The 22025-nt window shown below is 73.8% G+C and carries 27 protein-coding genes; 8 read left to right on the top strand and 19 right to left on the bottom strand.

Features of this window, described 5'->3' with window-relative positions:
• Positions 1-24: 24 nt before the first annotated feature.
• The 5 genes from hemC to FHU33_RS03065 form a co-directional block, all read right to left on the bottom strand.
• Entirely contained in the window at positions 25-978 is a 954-nt protein-coding gene (hemC, locus tag FHU33_RS03085; protein WP_142024031.1) for a hydroxymethylbilane synthase, read from the bottom strand.
• Positions 975-2324: a glutamyl-tRNA reductase gene (locus FHU33_RS03080; protein ID WP_142024029.1), complete on the bottom strand. Its 1350-nt coding sequence runs from the start codon at positions 2322-2324 to the stop codon at positions 975-977. The genes hemC and FHU33_RS03080 overlap by 4 nt, the downstream gene beginning before the upstream one ends.
• Complete coding sequence (locus FHU33_RS03075; protein WP_142024028.1) at positions 2321-2998, bottom strand: redox-sensing transcriptional repressor Rex; 678 nt, start codon at positions 2996-2998, stop codon at positions 2321-2323. Before FHU33_RS03075 ends, FHU33_RS03080 begins: the two co-directional genes overlap by 4 nt.
• A 298-nt stretch (positions 2999-3296) precedes the next feature.
• Positions 3297-3548, bottom strand: a complete 252-nt coding sequence (locus FHU33_RS03070) for a glutaredoxin family protein (protein ID WP_142024026.1) — start codon at positions 3546-3548, stop codon at positions 3297-3299.
• Complete coding sequence (locus tag FHU33_RS03065) at positions 3541-5109, bottom strand: AMP-binding protein (protein ID WP_142024023.1); 1569 nt, start codon at positions 5107-5109, stop codon at positions 3541-3543. The genes FHU33_RS03070 and FHU33_RS03065 overlap by 8 nt, the downstream gene beginning before the upstream one ends.
• Before the next feature lie 357 nt (positions 5110-5466).
• On the opposite strand from FHU33_RS03065, the gene FHU33_RS03060 reads away from it, so the two are divergent.
• From FHU33_RS03060 to FHU33_RS03050, 3 genes are all read left to right on the top strand, one after another.
• Positions 5467-6096 carry a sigma-70 family RNA polymerase sigma factor gene (locus FHU33_RS03060; protein ID WP_246063233.1) on the top strand — a complete coding sequence of 210 codons (630 nt, stop codon included), beginning with the start codon at positions 5467-5469 and terminating at the stop codon, positions 6094-6096.
• 115 nt (positions 6097-6211) lie between these two features.
• Positions 6212-7363, top strand: a complete 1152-nt coding sequence (locus FHU33_RS03055) for a DUF5667 domain-containing protein (protein ID WP_142024019.1) — start codon at positions 6212-6214, stop codon at positions 7361-7363.
• Positions 7364-7451: 88 nt separating this feature from the next.
• Complete coding sequence (locus tag FHU33_RS03050; RefSeq protein ID WP_142024017.1) at positions 7452-8369, top strand: HAD family hydrolase; 918 nt, start codon at positions 7452-7454, stop codon at positions 8367-8369.
• 216 nt (positions 8370-8585) lie between these two features.
• On the opposite strand, the gene FHU33_RS03045 is transcribed toward FHU33_RS03050, so the two are convergent.
• The 6 genes from FHU33_RS03045 to FHU33_RS03020 all read right to left on the bottom strand — a co-directional run bounded on the left by FHU33_RS03045 (position 8586) and on the right by FHU33_RS03020 (position 13081).
• Positions 8586-9494 (bottom strand): lysophospholipid acyltransferase family protein, encoded by a 909-nt coding sequence (locus tag FHU33_RS03045; RefSeq protein WP_211354987.1) that lies wholly within the window; start codon positions 9492-9494, stop codon positions 8586-8588.
• A complete protein-coding gene (locus tag FHU33_RS03040) occupies positions 9487-10593 on the bottom strand; it encodes an NAD-dependent epimerase/dehydratase family protein (protein WP_142024014.1) in 1107 nt (368 codons plus the stop codon). Before FHU33_RS03040 ends, FHU33_RS03045 begins: the two co-directional genes overlap by 8 nt.
• A gap of 10 nt (positions 10594-10603) precedes the next feature.
• Positions 10604-10702, bottom strand: a complete 99-nt coding sequence (locus FHU33_RS03035; protein WP_012854759.1) for a 30S ribosomal protein bS22 — start codon at positions 10700-10702, stop codon at positions 10604-10606.
• A gap of 224 nt (positions 10703-10926) precedes the next feature.
• Positions 10927-11268, bottom strand: a complete 342-nt coding sequence (locus tag FHU33_RS25655) for a helix-turn-helix domain-containing protein (protein WP_246063232.1) — start codon at positions 11266-11268, stop codon at positions 10927-10929.
• Positions 11269-11570: 302 nt separating this feature from the next.
• Entirely contained in the window at positions 11571-12446 is an 876-nt protein-coding gene (proC, locus tag FHU33_RS03025) for a pyrroline-5-carboxylate reductase (protein WP_142024013.1), read from the bottom strand.
• Positions 12443-13081, bottom strand: a complete 639-nt coding sequence (locus tag FHU33_RS03020) for a hypothetical protein (protein ID WP_142024012.1) — start codon at positions 13079-13081, stop codon at positions 12443-12445. The genes proC and FHU33_RS03020 overlap by 4 nt, the downstream gene beginning before the upstream one ends.
• Positions 13082-13140: 59 nt before the next feature.
• On the opposite strand from FHU33_RS03020, the gene FHU33_RS03015 reads away from it, so the two are divergent.
• The gene (locus FHU33_RS03015) at positions 13141-13704 is read left to right on the top strand and encodes a type 1 glutamine amidotransferase domain-containing protein (RefSeq protein WP_142024011.1); all 564 of its coding nucleotides are present in this window, start codon (positions 13141-13143) and stop codon (positions 13702-13704) included.
• A gap of 6 nt (positions 13705-13710) precedes the next feature.
• On the opposite strand, the gene FHU33_RS03010 is transcribed toward FHU33_RS03015, so the two are convergent.
• The 3 genes from FHU33_RS03010 to FHU33_RS24785 are packed head-to-tail and all read right to left on the bottom strand — an operon-like array spanning position 13711 to position 15684.
• Positions 13711-14577, bottom strand: a complete 867-nt coding sequence (locus FHU33_RS03010) for a hypothetical protein (RefSeq protein WP_142024010.1) — start codon at positions 14575-14577, stop codon at positions 13711-13713.
• The gene (locus FHU33_RS03005) at positions 14577-15521 is read right to left on the bottom strand and encodes a Ppx/GppA family phosphatase (protein ID WP_142024009.1); all 945 of its coding nucleotides are present in this window, start codon (positions 15519-15521) and stop codon (positions 14577-14579) included. The genes FHU33_RS03010 and FHU33_RS03005 overlap by 1 nt, the downstream gene beginning before the upstream one ends.
• A gap of 16 nt (positions 15522-15537) precedes the next feature.
• On the bottom strand, positions 15538-15684 hold the full coding sequence (locus FHU33_RS24785) for a hypothetical protein (protein WP_170182303.1): 147 nt from the start codon (positions 15682-15684) through the stop codon (positions 15538-15540).
• 18 nt (positions 15685-15702) lie between these two features.
• Between FHU33_RS24785 and FHU33_RS03000 the strand changes: the two genes are divergently transcribed.
• Positions 15703-16512, top strand: a complete 810-nt coding sequence (locus FHU33_RS03000) for a DUF3109 family protein (protein ID WP_142024008.1) — start codon at positions 15703-15705, stop codon at positions 16510-16512.
• On the opposite strand, the gene FHU33_RS02995 is transcribed toward FHU33_RS03000, so the two are convergent.
• Complete coding sequence (locus FHU33_RS02995; protein ID WP_142024007.1) at positions 16405-17493, bottom strand: helix-turn-helix domain-containing protein; 1089 nt, start codon at positions 17491-17493, stop codon at positions 16405-16407. The genes FHU33_RS03000 and FHU33_RS02995 overlap by 108 nt on opposite strands.
• Positions 17494-17575: 82 nt before the next feature.
• On the opposite strand from FHU33_RS02995, the gene FHU33_RS02990 reads away from it, so the two are divergent.
• Both FHU33_RS02990 and FHU33_RS02985 read left to right on the top strand, forming a co-directional pair.
• Positions 17576-17773, top strand: a complete 198-nt coding sequence (locus tag FHU33_RS02990) for a hypothetical protein (protein ID WP_142024006.1) — start codon at positions 17576-17578, stop codon at positions 17771-17773.
• Between the two features lie 10 nt (positions 17774-17783).
• The gene (locus tag FHU33_RS02985; protein ID WP_142024005.1) at positions 17784-17999 is read left to right on the top strand and encodes a DUF3072 domain-containing protein; all 216 of its coding nucleotides are present in this window, start codon (positions 17784-17786) and stop codon (positions 17997-17999) included.
• Positions 18000-18002: 3 nt separating this feature from the next.
• Here FHU33_RS02985 and FHU33_RS02980 read toward each other — a convergent pair whose 3' ends face one another.
• Both FHU33_RS02980 and FHU33_RS02975 read right to left on the bottom strand, forming a co-directional pair.
• Positions 18003-18689, bottom strand: a complete 687-nt coding sequence (locus tag FHU33_RS02980) for a response regulator transcription factor (RefSeq protein ID WP_142024003.1) — start codon at positions 18687-18689, stop codon at positions 18003-18005.
• Positions 18686-19894: a sensor histidine kinase gene (locus FHU33_RS02975; protein WP_142024002.1), complete on the bottom strand. Its 1209-nt coding sequence runs from the start codon at positions 19892-19894 to the stop codon at positions 18686-18688. The genes FHU33_RS02980 and FHU33_RS02975 overlap by 4 nt, the downstream gene beginning before the upstream one ends.
• 170 nt (positions 19895-20064) lie before the next feature.
• Here FHU33_RS02975 and phoU point away from each other — a divergent pair, with 170 nt between their 5' ends.
• Positions 20065-20727 (top strand): phosphate signaling complex protein PhoU, encoded by a 663-nt coding sequence (gene phoU / locus FHU33_RS02970; RefSeq protein ID WP_142024001.1) that lies wholly within the window; start codon positions 20065-20067, stop codon positions 20725-20727.
• Between the two features lie 120 nt (positions 20728-20847).
• Here the strand turns inward: phoU and FHU33_RS02965 are convergent, their stop codons facing one another.
• Both FHU33_RS02965 and FHU33_RS02960 read right to left on the bottom strand, forming a co-directional pair.
• Complete coding sequence (locus FHU33_RS02965) at positions 20848-21597, bottom strand: phosphoglyceromutase (RefSeq protein ID WP_142024000.1); 750 nt, start codon at positions 21595-21597, stop codon at positions 20848-20850.
• Positions 21598-21620: 23 nt separating this feature from the next.
• Positions 21621-21923 (bottom strand): hypothetical protein, encoded by a 303-nt coding sequence (locus tag FHU33_RS02960; protein ID WP_142023998.1) that lies wholly within the window; start codon positions 21921-21923, stop codon positions 21621-21623.
• Positions 21924-22025: the final 102 nt, after the last annotated feature.

The following is a 22025-nucleotide window of genomic DNA, read 5'->3' as shown; positions in this document are numbered from 1 at the left end:
CGGGGGTCTGAATGGGATGGCGGGTCATGACCGGACCGCCATGAGCTCGGCCGCACCGCGGTCGAGGAGCTCGTCGGCCAGCGCCCGCCCGAGGGCGGCAGCGTCCGCGAGCGGGCCGCTCACCGAGCCGCGGACGGCGTCGCTGCCGTCGATCGCGGTCACGGAGGCGCGGAGGAACAGTTCGGGGCCGTGCTCGCCCTCGGCCACTTCGGCGTAGGCGGCGACCGGAGCGCTGCAGCCGGCCTCGAGTGCGGCGAGAGTGCTGCGCTCGGCCGCGACGCAGGCACGGGCGGAGGCGTCCTCCAGCCGGCCGATCAGCTCCCGGGTGCGGGCGTCGCCGGTGCGGCACTCCACCGCCAGCGCTCCCTGGGCCGGGGCCGGCAGCACCTGGAGCGGGTCGAGGGTCTCGGTGATCGCGCCGAGGCGGCCCAGCCGGGTCAGTCCGGCCCGGGCGAGGACGACGGCGTCGAGGTCGCCCGGCTCGCCCACGCCGCGCACCCGGCCCATGCGGGTGTCGACGTTGCCCCGGATCGGGACGACGTCCAGGCCGAGGCCCAGGGCCCGCAGCTGGGCGACGCGGCGGGGCGCGCCGGTGCCCACCTTCGACCCGGGCGGCAGCTCACCGAGGGTGAGTCCGTCGCGGGCGACCAGCGCGTCGCGCGGGTCCTCCCGGCGGGGCACGGCGGCGATGGTCAGCCCCGGCTCGGCCGCCGTCGGCAGGTCCTTGTAGCTGTGCACGGCCAGGTCGACGGTTCCCTCGAGCAGCGCGCGACGGATCGCGGCCACGAACACGCCGGTGCCGCCGAGCTGGGCGATGGCGGCCGGCGAGCGGTCGCCCTCGGTCACGATCGGCACGAGCTCGACCGGTGCGCCGGTCGCCGCGGTGATGGCGTCGGCGACGGCCTGGGACTGGGTGCGCGCCAGCTCGCTGCCCCGGGTGCCCAGGCGCAGGGTGGCGGTGACGGTAGAGGTGGTCACGACGCCTCCCCCGCCCGCAGGTCCGGGTCGACCGTGACCGCGTCGGCCAGGTCCTGGACGGGCGAGTCGATGCCGAGCCCGAACAACGCCCGCAGGGCTCCGGCGTAGTCGGTCTCCCCCGGGGTGGCCGCGAGCTCCTTCACGCGCACGGTCGGCTCGTGCAGCAGCTTGTCGACCACCCGGCGGACGGTGCGGGCGATCTCGGCGCGGTCGCGGGCGTCGAGGGCGGGCAGGCGGGTGGACAGCCGCAGCAACTCGGCGTCGACGACCTCGGCGGCCTGGCTGCGCAGCGCCGAGACCGTGGGCGCGACCTCGGCGGCCTGCCGCTCCGCGCGCAGCAGGGCGGTCTCGGCCTCGACGAGGGCGTGGGCGGCGGCGATGTCGTCGGCCGCGACCGGGCCGGCGGTGGGCCGCCCGGGGGTGGCGGCGCGCTCACCCTGCAGGAGAGCCAGATCGACCACGTGCACGCCGGGCAGCGCAGCCACGCCCGGGTCGACGTCCCGCGGCAGGGCGAGGTCGACGACGACGAGCGGCCTTTCCCCTCGCCCCTGCATGGCGTCGGCGACCACGTCGGTGGCGACGACGAGCCCCGTCGCACCGGTGCACGTGACCAGGACGTCGGCGCCCGCCAGCTCGGTGGAGAGGTCGTCGAGAGCCGCGGCGCGGCCACCGACAGCCTCCGCGAGCCGGGCGGCATGGGCCTCGGTGCGGGTGCTGACGACCACCGCCGCCCCGCGACGGGCCAGCGTGGTGGCCGCGAGTGCGCCCATCGACCCCGCGCCGACGACGAGGACCCGGCGACCGTCGAGGCTGCCGATGGACTCCTCGGCCCGGTCGAGCGCGACGGAGACGAGCGAGGCGCCCGCCCGATCGATGCCCGTCTCGGTGTGCACCCGCTTGCCGACCCGCAGGGCGCGCTGCGCCACCGGGTGGAGGGCACGGCCGACGGTCCCCTCCTCGCGGGCGAGGGCGTAGGCCGCGCGCAGCTGGCCGAGCACCTGCGTCTCGCCGACGACCATCGAGTCGAGCCCCGAGGCGACGGTGAACAGGTGCGCGACGGCCTGGTCCTCGTAGTGCACGGTGACGTAGGGCGAGAGCTCCTCGACCGTGGCGCCGGCCTGGCGGGCGAGGACCCGGCTCACGTCGCTGACGCCGCCGTGGAACTTCTCGACCTCGGCGAAGACCTCGATCCGGTTGCACGTCGCGAGCACCAGCGCCTCGGTGACGTGCATGCTCTCGACCAGCTCGTGCAGGGCCTTGACCCGGTCGTCGGGGCCCATGGCGAACTGCTCGAGCAGCGCCACGGGAGCGGTCTGGTGGGACACGCCCACCGCCAGGAGACTCACGCCGGTTCCCCGACAGCCGTGTCGTCGAGAGCGGGGACGAGCCGCTGCTGGCCGAGGAAGGCCAGCACCTGCAGCTCCACGGACAGGTCGACCTTGCGGACGTCGATCCCGGGCGGCGCGGCGAGGGTGACCGGCGCGAAGTTCAAGATGCTCCTCACCCCGGCCGTGGCCAGCCGGTCGCAGACCGACTGGGCCACCTCGGCCGGTGTCGTGATGACCCCGATGGAGGCCTGCGTCGCGGCGACGACGTCCTCGAGCTCGTCCATCTGGCGCACGGTGTGCCCGCCGATCGACTGACCGATCCGGGCGGGGTCGGCGTCGAACAGGCCGACGAACGCGAACCCGCGGGAACCGAACCCGGCGTAGTCCGCCAGCGCCGACCCGAGGTTGCCCATGCCGACCAGCACGCAGGCTCGGGAGCGCTCGACACCGAGCACGCGGGAGATGCGGTCGCGCACCGTGCGGACCTCGTAGCCCACCCCGCGCACGCCGCAGGAGCCGAGATGGGAGAGGTCCTTGCGCAGCCCGGCCGGGTTGACCCCGGCCGCCGCGGCCAGTTCCCCGGAGGAGACGGTGCTCCGGCCGCCGTCGGCCAGTGCTGTCAGCACCCGGAGGTAGACGGCCAGGCGGGCGACGGTGGCCTCCGGGATCGTCCGGGGCCGCGGCTGGATCACGGGCTCTCCACAGCGGTCGCGCCCGTACAGGGCGCGGGGATCAGGGGACGCAGGCGGCACTCGCCTGCGTTCGCCACGGTAGCCGCTTGTGAACGCAGGAACAAAGTCGTCGGAGGCCGTGGAGGCCGTTGACCGGCCCGTACGGGTGCCGCTGTGGTGGAGACCACGCTGAACGAGCCCACGGAAACCCCCGACCGAGTGCGGAAGGACCCCCCTGCCCCCGCGCCCAGGCATAGGTACCTATACATGCGTCTGGGCACCAAAAACACAGGTATAGGTACCTATGCCTGGGTCCGTGTCAGGCGAGTCCGAGGTCCTGCCGCAGCCGGACGACGTCCACGGTGAAGTAGGAGTGCTCGCGGCCGTCGAGCAGCACGACCGGCACCCGGTCCCCGTACTCGGCCTGCAGCTCCGGATCGGCGTCGACGTCGATCGCCTCCGGGACCAGGCCGGCCTCGGCGCCGATCCGGGTCAGCGTCTCGGCGGCCGTCTCGCACAGGTGGCAGCCGGCCCGGGTGAGCAGCTGGAGGCGGGGGGTGCTGTCAGCCACCGGCGACCACGACCTCGGTGTCCACCCCGGCGCCGTCGGTCCCGGTGAGGCCGAGCTCTCGCAGCCGGGCACGGCTGACCTTGCCGGTCAGGGAGTGGGGCAGCGCCGGCAGGAAGTGCACCGACGTCGGCACCTTGTACCGGGCCAGGGATTCCGCGGCGTGCGACTGGAGCTCCTCGAAGGTGAGCCGCGCGCCCGGCCGGACGACGACGACGGCGCGGACCGCGGCCCCGGTTGTGGGATCGGGCACGCCGATGACGGCGCTCTCCGCGACGGCGGGGTGGGCGTCCAGGACGCGCTCCACCTCGGCGGGGTAGACGTTGAACCCACTCACCAGGACGAGGTCGCTGCGCCGGTCGACCAGGTGCAGGTCACCGTCGGCGTCGCGATAGGCGAGGTCGCCGGTGCCCAGCCAGCCGCCGGCGTCCGGGCCGTCGGCGCCGTCGGGCCAGTAGCCCGCGAAGAGGTTGGCGCCCCGGATCCAGATCTCCCCGGGGCCCTCCAGTGGCTCGTCGTCCTCGGGCTGACCGTCGTGCCCGGTCGTGGCGGTGTCCCGCAGCTCGAGCTCCACCCCGGGGAGGGGCCCGCCGATGCAGTTCGGCTTGGCCCGTCCGGTGGCCAGGGTGCTCGCCACCACCGGTGCGGCCTCGGTGAGGCCGTAGCCCTCCCAGACGGTCACCGCGGCGCGGTCCCGCATGGCCGACCAGACCTCCTCGGGCAGCGGCGCCGCGCCGGAGGAGGCCATCCGCATCGCGGCGAACCCCCGGCGCAGCTCGGCGTCGGGATGGGCGGGATCGTCGCGGTTGGCCGCGTCGGCGGCGGCGAGCCAGGCCTGGTACATCGGCGGCGCACCGGGCACCGCCGTCACGCGCTCCTCGGCCATCAGGGCCAGCGACGCGCGCGGGTCGAAGGTCTCCTGCAGGACGGCGCAGGCACCGGTGGCGGCGACCAGCCCGAAGCCGGCGTTGAGGCCGTAGACGTGGAAGAGCGGCAGGACCAGGAGCACGCGGTCGTCCTCGCGGACCGGCGGCGGCGTCATCGCCAGGCACTGCTCGTGGTTGGCCCGCAGCGCGGCGGCGGCGAGGATGGCGCCGCGGGGACGACCCGTCGTCCCGCTGGTGTAGGCCAGGAACGACGGCGCCGCCGGGTCCGCCGCCACCTCGGGCGGCGGGCCGTCGGCGTCCGGCGGGCCCGGGCTGACCGGCACGCCGGCCATTGGCGACCGGTCGGTCGCCGCGACGAGCAGGCCGGCACCCGAGTCGGTGAGGACGTACTCGAGTTCGGGATCGGTGTAGGCGGTGTTCACCGGGACGACGACCAGCCCGGCCCGCAAGGCACCCAGCGCGGCGCGCAGCCAGGCCAGCCCGTTGGGCAGCTGGATCGCCACCCGGTCGCCGGGGGCGAGACCCCGTCCGGCGAAGCCGGCCGCGGCGCGGTCGACGGCGGCGTCGAGCTCGGCCCAGGTGAGCCGCTGCTCCCCGGCCACCACCGCGGGCGCGTCGGGGCGCCTGCGGGCGGCGGCCCGGACGAGCTCGGCCAGCGACGTGCCTGCCTCTTCCACATCTCCTCCGTTGGAGTGGTGCTCATCGCCGGCCACCGGGAGGCACTTCCGGGTGTGATCCGGCAGGCTGGCGTGGACGGGCTGTGGCGATGTTGTCACCATGGGGTCGGCCCTGCAGCATCGCGCGCCCGTTCCCCGCCGGGCGCGCCGGGGGAAGACGTCCAGGTACGCGGGCCGGCAAGGAGGTCGATCGCCCGCATGCCCCACCCCCTGGACGCGGAGCGGTCGCGCGCCGCCGCGCCTCCGACGGCGTCGCCGAGACCCTCCCCGCACCCGCGGCCGGCCCCCCGACCCCGGCCGACCCCGTACCCGCGGGCGAGCGCGGAGGCCTTCCCGGCACCGAACGTGGTGCAGGAGGTGCCCGCCCCGGTCGTCGACGAGGACGTCGAGGAGGTCGAGGACGTCGGTGCACTGGGGATCGACCTCCTGCCCGCACCCGAGGGCGTGGACGTCTGGGCACTGGTCCACCAGGCCCAGGCGGGCGACGCGGAGGCGTTCGGGCGGCTCTACGACCACTACGTGTCGATGGTGCACCGGTACGTGTACTACCGGGTCGGGGACCGCGCCACCGCCGAGGACGTCACCAGCGAGACCTTCGTGCGGGCCCTGCGCCGGATCGATTCCCTGTCCTTCCAGGGCCGTGACGTGGGCGCGTGGCTGGTCACGATCGCTCGCAACATCATCCGGGACCACGTGAAGAGCAGCCGGTACCGGCTGGAGGTCACGACGGCGGACATGCGGGACGCCGACCGGGCAACCGACGGTCCGGAGGACGCCGTCGTCCAGCACCTGACGAACCGGGAACTGCTGGCCTGCGTGCAGCAGCTCGGCAGCGAGCAGCAGGAGTGCATCGTGCTGCGCTTCATCCACGGCCTGTCGGTGTCGGAGACCGCCGAGATCATGGGCAAGAAGGACGGCGCCATCAAGGCGCTCCAGCACCGGGCGGTCCGCCGTCTCGCGGGCCTCCTGCCGGACGGTCTGCGATGACCGGAGATCGAATCGTCGGGGCCGTAACCGAATACCCTGGCCGCTCGTTGGATCGGGTGCAGCGGGGTGCGCCGGGCAGTGGCGTCCCCGCAGGATCGACGTCCGGAGGCCCCAGGTGAGCGTGCACGACCGCGAGGACGCCCTCGTCACGCGGCTGCACCAGCTCGCGCCGCATCTCGATGGCGAGCCCGATCCCGCCTTCCAGGCGAAGACCCGGGCCCGTCTGGTCGCGATGGCCGCCGTCCGCACGCCCGAGCCGGCTCCCGCCTCCGGCCTCCAGCGGCTGCTGGCCGTCCGCGCACCCGCCGCCGCGCCCGCGCGGTGGCGCAACCGGCTCACCGCCGGCCTGGCCGGCGCGACCCTGACCGTGACCGCTCTGGCCGGCCTGGTCGCCGTCGCAGACGGCGCCCGCCCCGGTGACGTCCTCTACGACCTCAAGCGCGGCACCGAGCAGACCCAGCTCGCCCTGGCCGGCGACGTCCGCGGCCGGACGCTGCTCGACTTCGCCAGCACCCGGCTCGACGAAGTCGCGGCCCTGGTCGGGGAGGGCGGCACGGCCCTGCCGGCCACCCCCGCGGGGTCCGGCGACGACACGGTCTCCGCTGCCGGCGCCGACCCGGCCCTCGTGATCGAGACGCTGCGGACGATGGACCAGCAGACGACCGACGCCGCCGTCTGGCTCACCGACCGCGCGGTCGGGACCGGCGAGGAGCAGCCGCTGCACGACCTGGCCCGGTGGGCCACGGGTCAGGCCGGCGAGCTCGCCGATCTGCAGCCCCGCATCCCCGAGGAGGCGTCCGAGGCGGTGGGGCAGTCCCTGACACTGCTGGCCCAGATCGGGGCGCGCACCGACGGCCTGAAGGCCGCCTTCACCTGCCCGGCCGGTCCGGCCGTCGCGGGAGCGGACTCCCTCGGCCCGGTGCCCGCGCCCTGCCCCGCTCCGGAGACCGCCCCGCCGGCGGTCCCGGGCGGTGGCGGGGGCACCGATCCGACCACCGGCGCCGTGCCGGAGACGCCCACGACGGAGGGCACGCCGAGATCCCCCACGGTCCCGCCGAGCACGGCCCCTGACGGCGGACTCCCGGCGCCGGTGCCGGCCCCGTCGACGCCGACGACGCCGACGACGCCAGGGCTGCCGGATCCGGCGCTGCCGTCGCTGCCGCTGCCCGGCAGCGACGGCACGACGTCATCGCCACCGATCATCGAGCAGCCGCCGCTGGGGCCGATCGAGGTGTGCGCGCCTCCCCTGGTGACGGTCGGCTGTTGACCCCCGGGACCCTGTGTCGCCGGCCCCACTAGGGTCGGGACGTCGGGCTCCCGAGCCCGGGTGGCAGTCGATCGCTGGGAGGTCTGTCGTGCCGCGAGTGTCGATCCGCGGCCGCCGGTCCGCGCGCGCGGAGTCCCGGCTGGACGAGGAAACCCGCGCCCACGTCGCCGGTGCGGCTTCTGCTGCGGCGGCCGAGGTCGCGGCACCTCCGGCGGTGCGTCCCGACCCGACAGGCGCGGCGTTCTTCGACGTCGACAACACGATGATGATGGGCGCCTCGCTCTTCTGGTTCGCCCGGGGATTGGCCGCCCGCAAGTACTTCTCCAGCCGGGACATGCTGGGGTTCGTCTGGCAGCAGGCGAAGTTCCGCATCGGCGGCAACGAGGGCAATCCCGACGACATGCTCACCATCCGGGAGAACGCGCTCGCCTTCGTCGCCGGACGTCCGGTGTCGGAGATCGTGCAGGCCAGCGAGGAGATCTACGACGAGCTCATGGCCGACCGGATCTGGGCCGGGACGCGGGCGCTGGCTCAGCAGCATCTCGACTCCGGTCAGCGGGTCTGGCTGGTCACCGCGACGCCGGTCGAGCTGGCCTCGATCATCGCGCACCGGCTGGGGCTGACCGGGGCACTGGGCACCGTCTCCGAGATCGTCGACGGCAAGTACACCGGCCGGCTGGTGGGCGAGCTCATGCACGGGCCGGCGAAGGCGGAGGCGGTCCTCGCCCTCGCCGAGCGGGAGGGCCTGGACCTCTCCCGCTGCACCGCCTACAGCGACTCGGCGAACGACCTGCCGATGCTCTCCCTCACCGGCACGGCCGTTGCGGTCAACCCCGACACCGAGCTCCGGGCCGTCGCGAGGGCGCGGGGCTGGACCATCCGCGACTACCGCACCGGGCGGAAGGCCGCGAAGATCGGCGTCCCCACCGTCGCCGCGGCTGCACTGTCCGGTGGCCTCGCCGGCGGGGCACTCGCCCTGCGACGGCGCCAGAAGCTCCCGTTCTGAGCACGTTGCGGTCCTCCGGACCGCACCGCGGCCAGGAGCCGTACCCCTGCTGCGTCGAGCCGCTGCCGCCGATCGTCAGAAAGCCTTCGGCCCCCATTCCTCACGGCACCTCGCAGGCGACCCAGGTCAGCATCCGCGCGACCGCAGGTCCTATCGCTCGGTGCCGCGGCTTCGAGCCCCTCCTCGGGGAGCCTCCGGCCCCCACTCGTCGGGGGCTCAGCCGAAGACGCTCTCCCGTTGGAGCAGCAGCTGGTAGAGCGAGTGCTGGATGGTTTCGCGCACCTGATCGGTCAGGTTGAAGACCAGCATCGGGTCCTCGGCCGCGGCCGGGCCGTAGGACGCCGTCTCGATCGGCTCACCGAACGCGATCAGCCACTTCGACGGCAGCGGCACGAGCCCGAGCGGACCCAGCAGCGGGAACGTCGGCGTGATGGGCAGGTAGGGCAGGCCCAGGAGGCGCGCCGCGGTCCTGGCGTTGCCGATCATCGGGTAGATCTCCTCGGCCCCGACGATCGCGCACGGGATGATCGGGACGCCCGTCCGCAGTGCCGCTGTGACGAAACCCCCGCGGCCGAACCGCTGCAGGGTGTACCGCTCGCGGAAGGGCTTGCCGATGCCCTTGAACCCCTCGGGGAACACCCCCACCAGCTCGCCGTTGGTCAGCAGCCGCTCGGCGTCCTCGTTGCAGGCCAGCGTCGTGCCCATCTTGCGGGACATCGTCCCGATGAAGGGCAGTTCGAAGACGAGGTCCGCGCCGAGCAACCGCAGCCGCCGCCGAGCCGGGTGGTCGTCGTGCAGCGCCACGGTGGTCATCAGCGCGTCGGCCGGGATGGTGCCCGAATGGTTGGCCACCACGAGGGCGCCGCCCTGTGACGGGACGTGCTCCAGCCCCTGGCTCTCGACCCGGAACCATTTCTCGTACAGCGGTCGCAGGATCGGCAGCAGCAGGTGGTCGGTCAGGTCGGGGTCGAAGCCGAACTCGTCGGTCTCGTACTCCCCCGTCACCCGGCGACGCAGGAACTCCAGCCCACCGGCCAGCTGCTCTTCCCAACCGGGCGGGGACGCCGGCGGGACGTAGGGCTCGTCGTCGTCGGGACGGAGGGGGATCACGCGGGCCTCAGGCATCGCGCACCGCCCGCAGCCCAGGGGTCGGAGGCGCCGGGCGGAGCCGGTCGCCGACCGCGGTCGCGGTGTCGCCGGCATGCTGCAGCGCCGAGCGGATGCTGGACGTGACCGAGTGCACCAGTCGCGGTGAGATCACCGGCGCAACGGTGCGGGCGTAGTCGGCCAGCGCGGCCTCCGTCGTGTAGCGGGGGGTGTAGCCGAACTGCTCGCGCAGGACCGTCGTGTCGACGACCCGCCCGAAGTTGAGGAAGCGCATCTGCTCCGGCGAGTAGTCCACGAAGCCGAACCGCCGGGACAGCCGGCCGACCGAGCCGAGGGCCGGCGAGGGCAGCGGGACCTCCACGCGTCCCAGCCGCCGGATGGCCTGCGACAGCAGCAGCGTGCCCGCGCCACCGACGTTGACCGTGCCGGTGAAGGAGCCGGTCGTCGCGCGGGTGAGCACGGCCAGGGCGTCGTCCTCGTGCAGGAGCTGGACGCGGGCGTCGTAGCCCAGGGCCGTGGGGACCACCGGCATGCGGAAGAACCCACTGAGCAGGGAGTCGATCCGCGGACCGATGAAGTTGGTGAACCGCAGCATGGCGACGTCGACGTCAGGACGGCGGCGCGAGAACGCGCGCACGTAGCTCTCGATGTCGAGGCTGTCCTTGGCGAAGCCGCCCGAGGGGACCCGCCGCGCCTGCATGGCCTCCGTGAACACCGCGGGGTCGCGGGAGGAGGCGCCGTACACGGCGCTGGTCGACTTGAGCACGAAACGGGCGACCGAGGGTGCCCGTTGGCAGGCGGCCAGCAGCTGCATCGTGCCGATGACGTTGAGCTCCTTCATCGGCGCGCGCCCGCCGGACCCGGCGGGGGTGGAGCTGATGTTCATGTGCACGACGGTGTCGACCGCTGCCGCCGCGATGACCTTGCCGATCAGCGGGTTCCGGATGTCGGCCCGCACGAACTCGGTGCGCCCGAGCCGGCGGAGCATCTCCTGGGACGGCGGGACGGTGTCCACGCCGATGACCCGCCCGATCGAGGGGTCGGCCGCCAGCTCGGCCGCCAGCGCGCCCCCCAGCCACCGGCTCACGCCGGTCACGAGGACGACCGCGGGCGGCACGAGCGTCAGCTCACTTCTTGTTGCGTCGCTGAACGCGCGTCTTCTTCAGCAGCTTGCGGTGCTTCTTCTTCGCCATCCGCTTGCGCCGCTTCTTGATGACCGAACCCACGTGGTACTCCCGACGTCGTCGCAGAAAATGATCAGCTCGTACGCGACAGCGGGAACCTGCCCGGTGTCGCCCGGCGACCGAGCGTACCCGAGCCACCCCGCGGCGACGCTGCCGCGGGCGGCTCTACCGGGGACGACTGTCTGCTCAGGCGATGCTTACGGCGCGACTCCGCGCGCCGGTCCGCTCCTCGCTCGTTCCTCGCTGCGATGCTCCCGCCGCTGTCGTCACGCGATGTCGGTGTAGGCGTCGCGCAGGTAGTCCTGCACGGCCCGCTCCGGCACGCGGAAGGAACGGCCGACGCGGACGGCGGAGAGCTCACCGGCGTGGACCAGGCGGTACACGGTCATCTTCGAGACGCGCATCATCGCGGCCACCTCCGCCACGGTCAGGAAGGTGACCGCGGCGCGGGGGGCGGGGACGCTGGGGCGGCCGAGCGGCATGGCGGCCGGGTGCTGGGCCGGAACGGGCCGAGCCATCGTCGCGGCCATCGGGCGGCCCATGGGCCGGGGGCCGGGCACGCCCGGACGGGACATCAGGGGGGCGTTGGCACGCTGGGGCATGGTCATGTCTTCGTCTCCGGACCTAGCTCATGTCGTGGCGCCGGCTTCCCCACCGGCAACTGAACACGCATGTGCTGCCACAGAGCGTAAGGGGACGGACGTGACTGGTGCGATGGTTGAATCGAACAGGCGGACCGGTCCGTCCTCGGCAGAACTACACCAGTGCGACACGTGAGAACTGTTGCGCGGCGCGTTTCGCGACACGGTCACTGGCCGATGACGGACAGTGCTGGCGTCGTGTCGACATGTGGGCTAACGTGCCCGGCTCGCCGTCGCACCGGTCGCACTCACCCCACAGCCCTCGTCCGTCAGGTCCTGTCCCGGCGGGGGCCCTCGTCATGATCCCTGCCGAGCTCCACCGAGCGGGCGTGCGCGGCCTCGATGGCGGCCATGAGCGCCGCCCGGACGCCGTGCCGCTCGAGCTCCCGGATCGCGGCGACCGTCGTACCCCCCGGGCTGGACACGGCCTCGCGCAGCTGGACGGGGTGCTCCCCCGAGTCGCGCATCATCACCGCGGCGCCCAGCGCGGTCTGGACCACGAGGTCGGCCGCCAGCGCCCGCGGCAGACCCAGCAGGATCCCCGCGTCGACCATCGCCTCGACCAGGTAGAAGAAGTAGGCCGGCCCGCTGCCCGACAGCGCCGTGACGGCGTCCTGCTGGCTCTCCGGCACCCGGCGTACCTGCCCGACCGCGGCCAGCAGCGCCTCGGCCTCGTCGAGGTGCTCCTCCCCCGCATGCGCGCCCGCCGAGAGCACGCTCATGCCCTCGTCGACCAGGGCCGGGGTGTTCGGCATGACCCGGACGACGGGGACGCCTCCGGGCAGGGCCGACTCCAGGCGCGTCGTCGGGACGCCCGCCGCCACCGAGACGACGAGGTGGCCGGGGTCGACGTGCTCGGCCAGCCGGCCGAGCAGGACGTCGATGTCCTGGGGCTTCACCGCCAGCAGCAGCACCCGCGCCCGGACGGTCGCCTCACCCAGGTCCACCGTCCCGACCCCGTAGCGCTGGGCCAGCTGCGCGGCCCGCTCGGGACTGCGCTCGCACACCAGGATGCCGTCGGGACCCCCGCGGCGGACCAGGCCCGACAGGAGGGCCTCGCCGATCTTGCCGCCGCCGATGATGGCCAGCCCGCGGCGTCCGGTGGCGGTGCTCTGCTCGTCCGCTGAGCTCGCGAGCTCGCTCACGAACGGCCCCTGACGCTCACACGGACGACGGAGCCGGCCGCGACGAGGCGCCGTCGTTCGGACACCAGTTCTCCGTAGGGCATGACGAGCTCCCAGCTGTCGGGCGTGCGGCCGTTCCAGGCCGCGCGTTCACCGGCGATGGCGATCAGCCGGGGATCGGACACCGCGATGCCCGGGTGCCCCTCCCCGGCCAACAGGACGTTGAGGCAGCGGACGAAGGAGAGGTCGGCGGAGCCGCGCCGGCGCCGGGCGACCAGCCGGACCCGACGGCCCGCGAGCGCCCGGCACCGGTCCTCGGCGCCCGGCTCGTCCGCGGCGACGACCACGCGAGCGCCGGCCAGGTCGACCCGCTCCACCGCCTCGGCGGGTCCGGTCAGGGCGACGGAGAGCCCCGCCGCCGCCGCGAGCGCAGCGGCGCGGGGGGCGGGACCGAAGCGGTCCACCGGAACGGTCACCTCGACCGAGGCCGACAGGCCGGCGCCGCCTAGCCGCTCGACGAGCGCGACGTCGTCGCTCTCGAGCTCCACCAGGCAGCCCGCCGCGACGACCTCGCGCGCCAGCTCCACCGGGTCCCGCCCGGACGCAGCCGCCCGCCTGAGCAGGTGCTGCAGCGCGGTTCCGACGCGGGTGATCACGCGGGAAACCGTAGTGCGCGCGTGTGTGCCGTGTCCGGGCCCCGGGTAGCCGCCGCCGCATGGCAGGAGAACTGAACGGGATGAAGGTGGCCGTGCTGGCGACGGACGGCGTCGAGCAGGTCGAGCTGGACCGGCCGTGGCAGGCGCTGGAGGAGGCGGGCGCCGAGCCGGAGCTGGTCTCGCTCGAGAGCGGCTCGATCACCGCCTACGACCACATCGACAAGGGCGACACGAGGAAGGTCGACGCCGTCGTCAGCTCGGCCGACCCCGACGCCTACGGGGCACTGGTCCTGCCCGGCGGCGTCATCAACGGCGACTTCGTCCGCGCCGACTCCGACGCCGTCGCCTTCGTGACCTCGTTCTTCGACGCCGGCAAGCCGGTCGCGGCGATCTGCCACGCACCCTGGGTGCTCATCGAGGCCGGCGTGGTGAAGGGTCGCCGCATGACGTCCTGGCCGTCGCTGCAGACCGATCTGCGCAACGCCGGCGCCGACTGGGTCGACGAGGAGGTCGTCGTCGACGGGAACCTGATCACCAGCCGCAAGCCCGACGACCTGGACGCGTTCAGCGCCGCGATCGTGGAGGAGTTCGCCCGCGAGGACGAGGAGGAACCGGCCGTCTGACCCGGCTCACGACCCGGCGGCGAGCAGACCGGCGGCCGGCGCGATCGTCAGCAGGGTGCCGGCGAACACGAGGACGGCGAGCAGACGAGCGCCGATCGGCTCCCGCCCCTGCTTCTGGCGCCAGACGCCCACTCCGGTGACCAGCCCGGTGACGGCCAGGGGGGCGAGCAGGACGGCGACGTGGGGGACGATCTCCCACAGCACGGTGGCGGCGAAGTACACGCCGACACCGACGGCGAGGGCGATGACCAGCTCGCCGGCGAAACGCAACCACGCCAGCGCGCTCTCCCGAGGGGTCGCGTCGAGGTCGTCGAGGTCGAGCTGATCGGCCCGCACCACGGGGATGGGGCCGGTGGACGGGTGGTCGGGCTCGCGCAGCGACCGGGACGAGGCCCGCTGCGGGATCGGCTGGCCCGCGCGTCGGTCGAGCGCCGGCACCGGCTGGCTGTGCAACGGCGCCCGGGGAGCTCCGATGCTGGGCACCGGGGCGCTCGGCATCGCGGACGAGGCCGGGACCCCGGGCTTGCGGTCCGGGCGGAGACCGGGGATGGCCGCCGTGGAGGCGCCGGGAACGGGAAGCCGCGGCTGCCTGCGCTCGGGGTTCTGCCGGCGCTCGACGGCCGGGGGGCGGGCGTCGGACGAGGCCCCGGAGTAGGCATCGCCCTGGTCGCTGCGACGGCGTCCGTACCCGGCCCGGCCGGCCGCGCCGTCGGCCGCCGCGGCCTCGGCCCGCCGTTGGCGGATACCGGTCTCCTCGGGGTCGTCCCAGGTGCGGCGGCGAGCGGCCCGGTTGGCCGATTCGATGCCGGCCTCGCGCAGGATCTCGGCGAGTGAACGTCCCCCCGTGTCCGGGTTCCAGTCCGGCTCGGCCATCACACCCCTCCCAACGAGTCCAGCCTGCGCAGGATGACACCCTCCCGCAGCGCCCACGGACAGATCCTCACGCACCGTACGTCCAGCGCACGCATCGTGGCGGCAGCCACCACGGCGCCGGCCGGAACCTGATGGGCCCGGTCGGGTGAGACCCCCCGCAGCTCGGCCAGCGCCGAGCTCTCGATCCGCGAGATGAAGCCGACCAGCTGCCCCAGCCCGTCGGTGGAGAGTTCGCGCGACACCTGCAGCCCCGCCGAGTACGGGGCGGCCCCCGTCAGGCGGGCGAGGGTGCGGAAGGTCTTGCTGGTGGCCGCCACGAGATCCGGCGTGCCCGCGTTCCGCAGCTTCTTCGCGGCGGGTTCGATCAGCCCGGCCGCGTACGCGTCGAGCTCGTCCAGCGCCGCCAGGTCCGGCCGCCCGCCGCGCCGGGCCTCCGGCAGGAACCGCCGCGTCATGCGGCCGGCGCCGAGCGGGAGGGACAGGGCGACGTCGGGGTCCTCGTCGATGCCGCTGGCCAGCTCGAGGGACCCGCCGCCGATGTCGAGGATGAGCAGCCGTCCGGCGCTCCAGCCGAACCACCGGCGGACGGCCAGGAAGGTCAACCGGGCCTCGTCCTCACCGGTCAGCACCTGCAGGTCGACGCCGGTCCGCTCGCGGATGCGGTCGAGCACCTCGAGGCCGTTCGCCGCCTCGCGGATGGCCGACGTCACCATCGCCAGCAGTTCCTCGCAGCCCTGTTTCTCGGCCTGGTCGCAGGCCTCCTGCACCGCGTGCAGGAGGGCCTTCTCCCCCGCCTTCGACAGCAGGCCGTCGTCCCCGATCTGCTCGGCCAGACGCAGCAGCCAGCGGTCGTCGTGCATCGGCGTGGGGTGCGCGCCGCGGTGGGCGTCCACGACGAGCAGGTGCACGGTGTTCGAGCCGACGTCCAGCACCCCGAGTCGCATGGCAGCAGTCTGCCGGTCAGCCGATCGGGCCGCGCCAGTAGCCGGGCAGGTGCTCGAGGCACAGTTCACCGAGCCGGAGGACGGCGTCGCGGCGCCGGCCGGCGACCTGCTCGAGATCGGCGTCGACGGCGGCATCGGCAGCGAGGATGGGCGCCCGGATCACACGGCCTACGCTGGCCGCGTGCCGGACGCTCCCCCCGCCGAGGTCCCGCTCGGCTTCGCCCGCGAGTGGGTCGAGTTCCCCGACCCGGCCGACCCCGATCACGTCGTCCGGGCCGACCTGACCTGGCTCACCTCCGCCTGGACGTGCATCTTCGGCCGCGGCTGCGCGGGCGTGGTCGAGGACCGCCCCGACGACGGCTGCTGCAGCCACGGGGCCTTCTTCACCGACGACGACGACCTGGCGCGGGTCACCGCGTCGGTCGCCGTCCTCACCGACGAGGACTGGCAGCTGGCCCCCGTCGGCCGGGCGGCCTGGACCGAGGAGGACAGCGCGCACGACGAGAGCGGCAAGGGGTCGCTGCGCACCCGCGTCGTGGACGGCGCCTGCGTCTTCCTCAACCGGCCGGGGTTCCCGGGTGGACAGGGCTGCGCGCTGCACCGGATGGCGCTGCGGACCGGCGTGCACCCGTTGACCACCAAGCCCGATGTCTGCTGGCAGCTGCCCGTGCGCCGCGAGCAGGAGCACGTGGAACGCCCCGACGGCACGACCGTGCTGGTGTCCACGATCGGGGAGTTCGACCGGCGGGGCTGGGGTCCGGGCGGGGCGGACCTGCACTGGTGGTGCACGGGCGCGCCGCTGGCGCACGTCTCGCCCGAGCCGCTGGTCGAAACCTACGCGCCGGAGCTGACCGAGCTGCTCGGCGAGGCCGCCTTCGCCGAACTACGCAGGCTGGCCGAGCTCCGCCTCGACCAGGGGCTGGTCGCTCCCCATCCCGCCAGCCCCCGGCCGGTGCCGGTGGAGCTGCACCGGCGCCGTACCGGCGGCTGACGCGGGGGCCGTGCCGGCCGCCCGGAAGGTCTGCCGGTAGGCGCGTGGTGAGACGCCGCGACGGCGCTGGAACTGCTCTCGCAGGCCGGCCGCGGTGCCGAAGCCGACCAGCCGGGCGATCTCCTCGACCGGCGCGTCCGTCTCCTCGAGCAGCGACTCGGCGGCGGCCAGCCGCCGGCCGAGCAGCCAGGCGTGCGGAGTCGTCCCGGTCGTCGCCTTGAACCGCCGGGCGAAGCTGCGGGGGCTCATCAGCGCTCGCCGGGCGAGCAGCTCCACGCTGATCTCCTCGGCCAGGTGACCGGTGGCCCACTCGAGGACGGCGCCGAGCAGGTCGTCCTCGCAGGCGGGCACGGGCGCGTCGATGAACTGCGCCTGCCCGCCGTCCCGGTGTGGCGGCACGACCATCTCGCGGGCCAGCGCGTTGGCGGCCGCGGCTCCCCACTCCCTGCGCACGAGGTGCAGCAGGGCGTCGACCCCGGCGGCCGTCCCCGCGCCGGTGATGAGCTGTCCGTTGTCGACGTACAGGACGGAAGGGTCGACCTCGATCGCCGGGAAGCGCGCCGCGAACTCGCCGGCGTACTTCCAGTGCGTGGTCGCCCGCTGCCCGTCGAGGAGGCCCGTCGCGCCCAGCACGAAGGCCCCGGTGCACTGGCTGACGATCACCGCGCCCCGGGCGTGCGCCTCGCGGAAGGCCTCGACGAGCGCGGGCGTCGGTTCACGGGTGAACAGCTCCCAGGCGGTGATCGTGATGATGTCCGAATCCGCCAGCCGATCGAGGCCGTGCTCGACGGTGATCGGGATGCCGAGGTCGGTGCGGACGACCCCGGGCCGCTCCGTGACGAGGGCGAAATCGAAGCGCGGCAGCCCCAGGGCGCGGCGGTCGTAGCCGAAGATCTCGCAGGCCACGCCCATGCCGAAGCTGCCGACGAGGCCGTCGGTGACGACGCACGAGACGACCAGTGGACGGTCCGGAACGGTCATGCGGACACTATGGCAGAAAACCTGCGATAGCGGTCACTCCTGCCACTCGTCCCTGGCCGCGGTCGCGCGCACTCTTCTGCTCATGTTGCTGATCACCTGCCCCGCGACCCGGACCGACGAGCTGGTCGCCGACCGGCGGATCCGATCGGTCACCAACCACCCGACGCACATCGCGCTGCACGTGGAGTGCCCGGCCTGCGGGAGCGTGCACGTCTACCGGACCGGCCGGAAGCTCGCGGCCGCCCCCGCCCGGGAGGCGCGGATCCCCGTCCCGGCCTAGCATCGAACACATGAGCGAATCGAACGCGAGCACACCGGACACGACGACCCAGCCGGCCGCGTCGCCGGAGAAGGACCCGGCCGACTGGGTCACCGGCGACGAGCCGGCCACCGGCGCCCAGAAGAGCTACCTGGAGACGCTCGCCCGCCAGTCGGACGAGGACGTCCCCGAGAACCTCACCAAGGCCAAGGCGTCGGAGAAGATCGACGAGCTGAAGAACGGCTGAACCTCAGGCCTCGAGCTTGTACCCGAGCCCGCGCACGGTCAGCAGGTACTTGGGATTCGCCGGGTCGGGCTCGACCTTGGCCCGCAACCGCTTCACGTGGACGTCCAGGGTCTTGGTGTCACCCACGTAGTCCGAACCCCAGACCCGGTCGATGAGCTGGCCGCGGGTCAGGACGCGTCCGGCGTTGCGGAGCAGGTACTCCAGCAGGTCGAACTCCTTGAGCGGCAGGGAGACCTGCTCGCCGTCCACCGCGACGACGTGCCGCTCGACATCCATCCGCACCGGTCCGGCCTCGAGCACGCCGTCGGCGGACGGCGCCTCGGCCGCCTCCCCACGCCGGCGCAGCACGGCCCGGATGCGGGCGACGAGCTCGCGCGCCGAGTAGGGCTTGGTCACGTAGTCGTCGGCACCGAGCTCCAGGCCGACGACCTTGTCGATCTCGCCGTCCTTGGCCGTCAGCATGATGATGGGGACGTTGCTGCGGCTGCGCAGCGCACGGCAGACCTCGGTGCCGGGCAGGCCGGGCAGCATGAGGTCGAGGAGGACGATGTCGGCGCCCGCCCGGTCGAACTCCGCCAGCGCGTCCGGGCCGTTGGCGGCCACGACGGCGTCGTACCCCTCGCGGCGCAGCATGTAGGACAGCGCGTCGGAGAAGGACTCCTCGTCCTCGACGACGAGTACACGGGTCATGAACGTTCGATCTCCATCTTCTCGACGGGCGCAGCAGGCTTCGGGGGGTGGGCGTCGAGCGGCTCCGTCGCTCCGGCCGCCAGCGGGATCCGCAGGGTGAACGTGGAGCCGAGCCCCTCCTCGCTCCACACGGCGACCGATCCGCCGTGGTTGCTCGCGACGTGCTTGACGATCGCCAGGCCCAGGCCGGTGCCCCCGGTGCTGCTGGCCCGGGACTGGTCGACCCGGTAGAAGCGCTCGAAGACCCGCTGCCGGTCCTTGCGCGGGATGCCGACGCCGCTGTCGGTCACCGCGATCTCGGCGAACCCGGACCGCGCCCGCGCCGCTACGGCGATGCGGTTCTCCCCCTCGCTGTAGGCCACGGCGTTGGCCAGCAGGTTGGTCACGGCCGTCACCAGCTGGCTCTCCACGCCGCGGACGACGAGGCCGGCATGCCCGCCGACGGCGATCTCGAGGTCCTTCGCCTTGGCTGCGGTGCGGGTCCGGTCGACCGCCTCCGCGATCACGTCGTCGACCTCGACGGGCAGCAGCTCCGGCAGTGGCTCGCCACCCTGCAGCCGGGACAGGTCGATGAGCTCGCGCACCAGCCGGGCCAGCCGATCGGACTCGCGGGCGATGCGGCCCGCGAAGCGCTGCACGGCCTCCGGGTCGTCGGCGGCCTGCTCGATGGCCTCCGCCAGCAGAGCGAGGGCGCCGACCGGCGTCTTCAGCTCGTGCCCGACGTTGGCCACGAAGTCCCGGCGGACCGCCTCCGTGCGCCGCGTCTCGGTGACGTCCTGGAGCACCAGGGCGACCGGGCCGGGCAGGGGCGCCGTCCCGCTGTGCAGCCGGACCCCGTGCACGCCCATGAGCCGGGGGCCGGAGCCGACGAGGTCACCGGGCAGGCGGACGTCGGCCCGGCGGCTGCCTCCGGCGCGCACGGCCTGTACCAGGCCGAGCAGTTCGGGCACGAGCAGCCGGCTCCCCCGCACGATGCCCAGCGCGCGGGCGGAGGGGTTGGCCAGCAGGATGGCGTCGTCGACGTCCACCAGGACGACCGCGGGGTCCATGAGGTCCAGCAACCGGCGGGCAAAGGCCGCCTCGGGCAGGCCGCCGACGTCGTCGGGGGCCGGGCCGTCGAAGGTGCGGCGGCGACTCAGGATGACGGCGGCGACCGCGACCCCGCCCAGGACGAGGCCGACCACCAGGGCGACCAGCGGACTCACGACCCGATGCTAGGTCCGTCCGCGGCCCGGCAGGCCGATTCCGGGGTGATCACCCGCTCGTACGGGTCAGTGTTCACCTGGGTGTGGGCAGCCGTTCACCAGGCGGCGCGGATGGAGACTCGCGGCGAGTCCTACCCTCGGATACAACGGTCAACGGGAGGACGACAGACATGCGCGAGAGCTACGTCGAGGAGCTCGAGGACATCCGGAGCTGCCTGGTCGAGATGGCCAACACGGTCGGCTCGCAGATGAGCACGGCCACGACAGCCCTGCTGGACGCGGACGTCGCGCTCGCCGACCTCGTCATCGCCGGGGACGAGCAGATCGACGCCACCCGGGAGAGCATCGACCAGCGCTGCTTCACCCTGCTGGCGCGGCAGCAGCCGGTGGCCACCGACCTGCGCTCGATCGTCACCGCGACCCGCATCGCCAGCGACCTCGAGCGGATGGGCGACCTGGCCGAGCACATCGCGAAGGTGGCCCGGATGCGCTTCCCCGACCACGCCGTCCCGCAGGAGGTGCGGCCGGCGTTCCTCGAGGCCGGGCACGTCGCGGAGATGCTGGTGGCCAAGGCCGGCACCGTGATCGCCACTCGCAACGTCGAGGCGGCGCGCGAGCTGGAGACCGACGACGACGCGATGGACCGCCTGCACCGGGGACTGTTCCGTCAGCTGCTCTCCGACGACTGGCCCTACGGCGTCGAGACGGCCATCGACATCACCCTGCTCGGCCGCTACTACGAGCGCTTCGGCGACCACGCCGTCGGCGTCGCCCGCCGGGTGGTCTACCTGGTGACGGGCGAACGCCACGTGCCCGAAGTCTCGCAGCCATGACATTGCGGTCCTCCGGACCGCACCGCGGCCACGAGCCGTTCCCCTGCTGAGCTGAGCAACTGCGTCGCGCCTGCGCGGACCCCTCCGGGCACCTCCGGGGCCCACTCGGCGCGACAACTCCTACTTCTTGCCCTGGTTCTTGACGGCCTCGATGGCCGCTGCGGCGGCGTCGGGGTCGAGGTACTCGCCACCGGGCTTCACCGGGCGCAGGTCGTCGTCGAGGTCGTAGCGCAGCGGGACGCCGGTCGGGATGTTCAGCCCGACCACCTCGTCGTCGCCCATGTCGTCGAGGTGCTTGACCAGCGCGCGGAGGCTGTTGCCGTGGGCGGCGACCAGCACCGTCTGGCCCAGCCGTAGGTCGGGGACGATCGCGTCGTACCAGTAGGGCAGCATCCGGACGACGACGTCCTTGAGGCACTCGGTCGTCGGCCGGGCCTCCGGCGGCAGGAACGAGTAGCGGGCGTCGCCGTCCTGGCTGAACTCGCTGCTGGGGTCGATCGGGGGCGGCGGGGTGTCGTAGGACCGGCGCCAGGTCATGAACTGCTCCTCGCCGAACTCGGCGAGGGTGGCGGCCTTGTCCTTGCCCTGCAGCGCGCCGTAGTGCCGCTCGTTGAGCCGCCACGACCGCTTGACCGGTATCCACTGCCGGTCGGCCTCGTGCAGCGCCAGCTCGGCGGTCATGATCGCCCGCCGTAGCAGCGAGGTGTGCGAGACATCGGGCAGCAGGCCGTGCTCGACCAGCAGGTGACCGCCTCGCGCGGCTTCCTCCCGGCCCTTCTCCGTCAGGGGCACGTCCACCCAGCCGGTGAAGAGGTTGGCCTTGTTCCACTCGCTCTCACCGTGGCGGAGCAGCACCAGAGTTCCAGTCACGCCGCCATCCTGCCGGACCGCCCTCAAGACGCGAGTCGGGGCCAGACCAGCCAGAGCTCGAACAGGAGCGGGGGCACCAGGCCGAGCAGCAGCCACGGGCTGCGCACCCGCCGCGCGGCGCCCCACCGGGCGGCGGCGACGAGGGCCACGCTGCAGGCCACGCCGACCGCGAGCCACAGCACGATCGCCCCCACGTCGACGACGAAGAGCTGAGCGACGACCAGCTGGACGGCGCTGACCAGCAGCGGATAGACCAGCGCGGAGGCGGCCACCACCCCGATGAGCACCCGTGCGCGGCGCTCCAGCGCGGGCCTGCTGTCCGGCATCGCCGCCACGCTATCGGCGGGGCAGCGTCCCTGCTCCTCAGGCGGGGACGGCCACTGCCGCCCGGAGCTCGCCACGGCGCCGGCGATGATCCCGCCGGCGCG

The sequence above is a fragment of the Blastococcus colisei genome (assembly GCF_006717095.1).
Lineage (GTDB): Bacteria > Actinomycetota > Actinomycetes > Mycobacteriales > Geodermatophilaceae > Blastococcus_B > Blastococcus_B colisei.
Note: the sequence above shows the minus strand (reverse complement) of the source record. Positions and strands in the feature narration are given on the sequence as shown.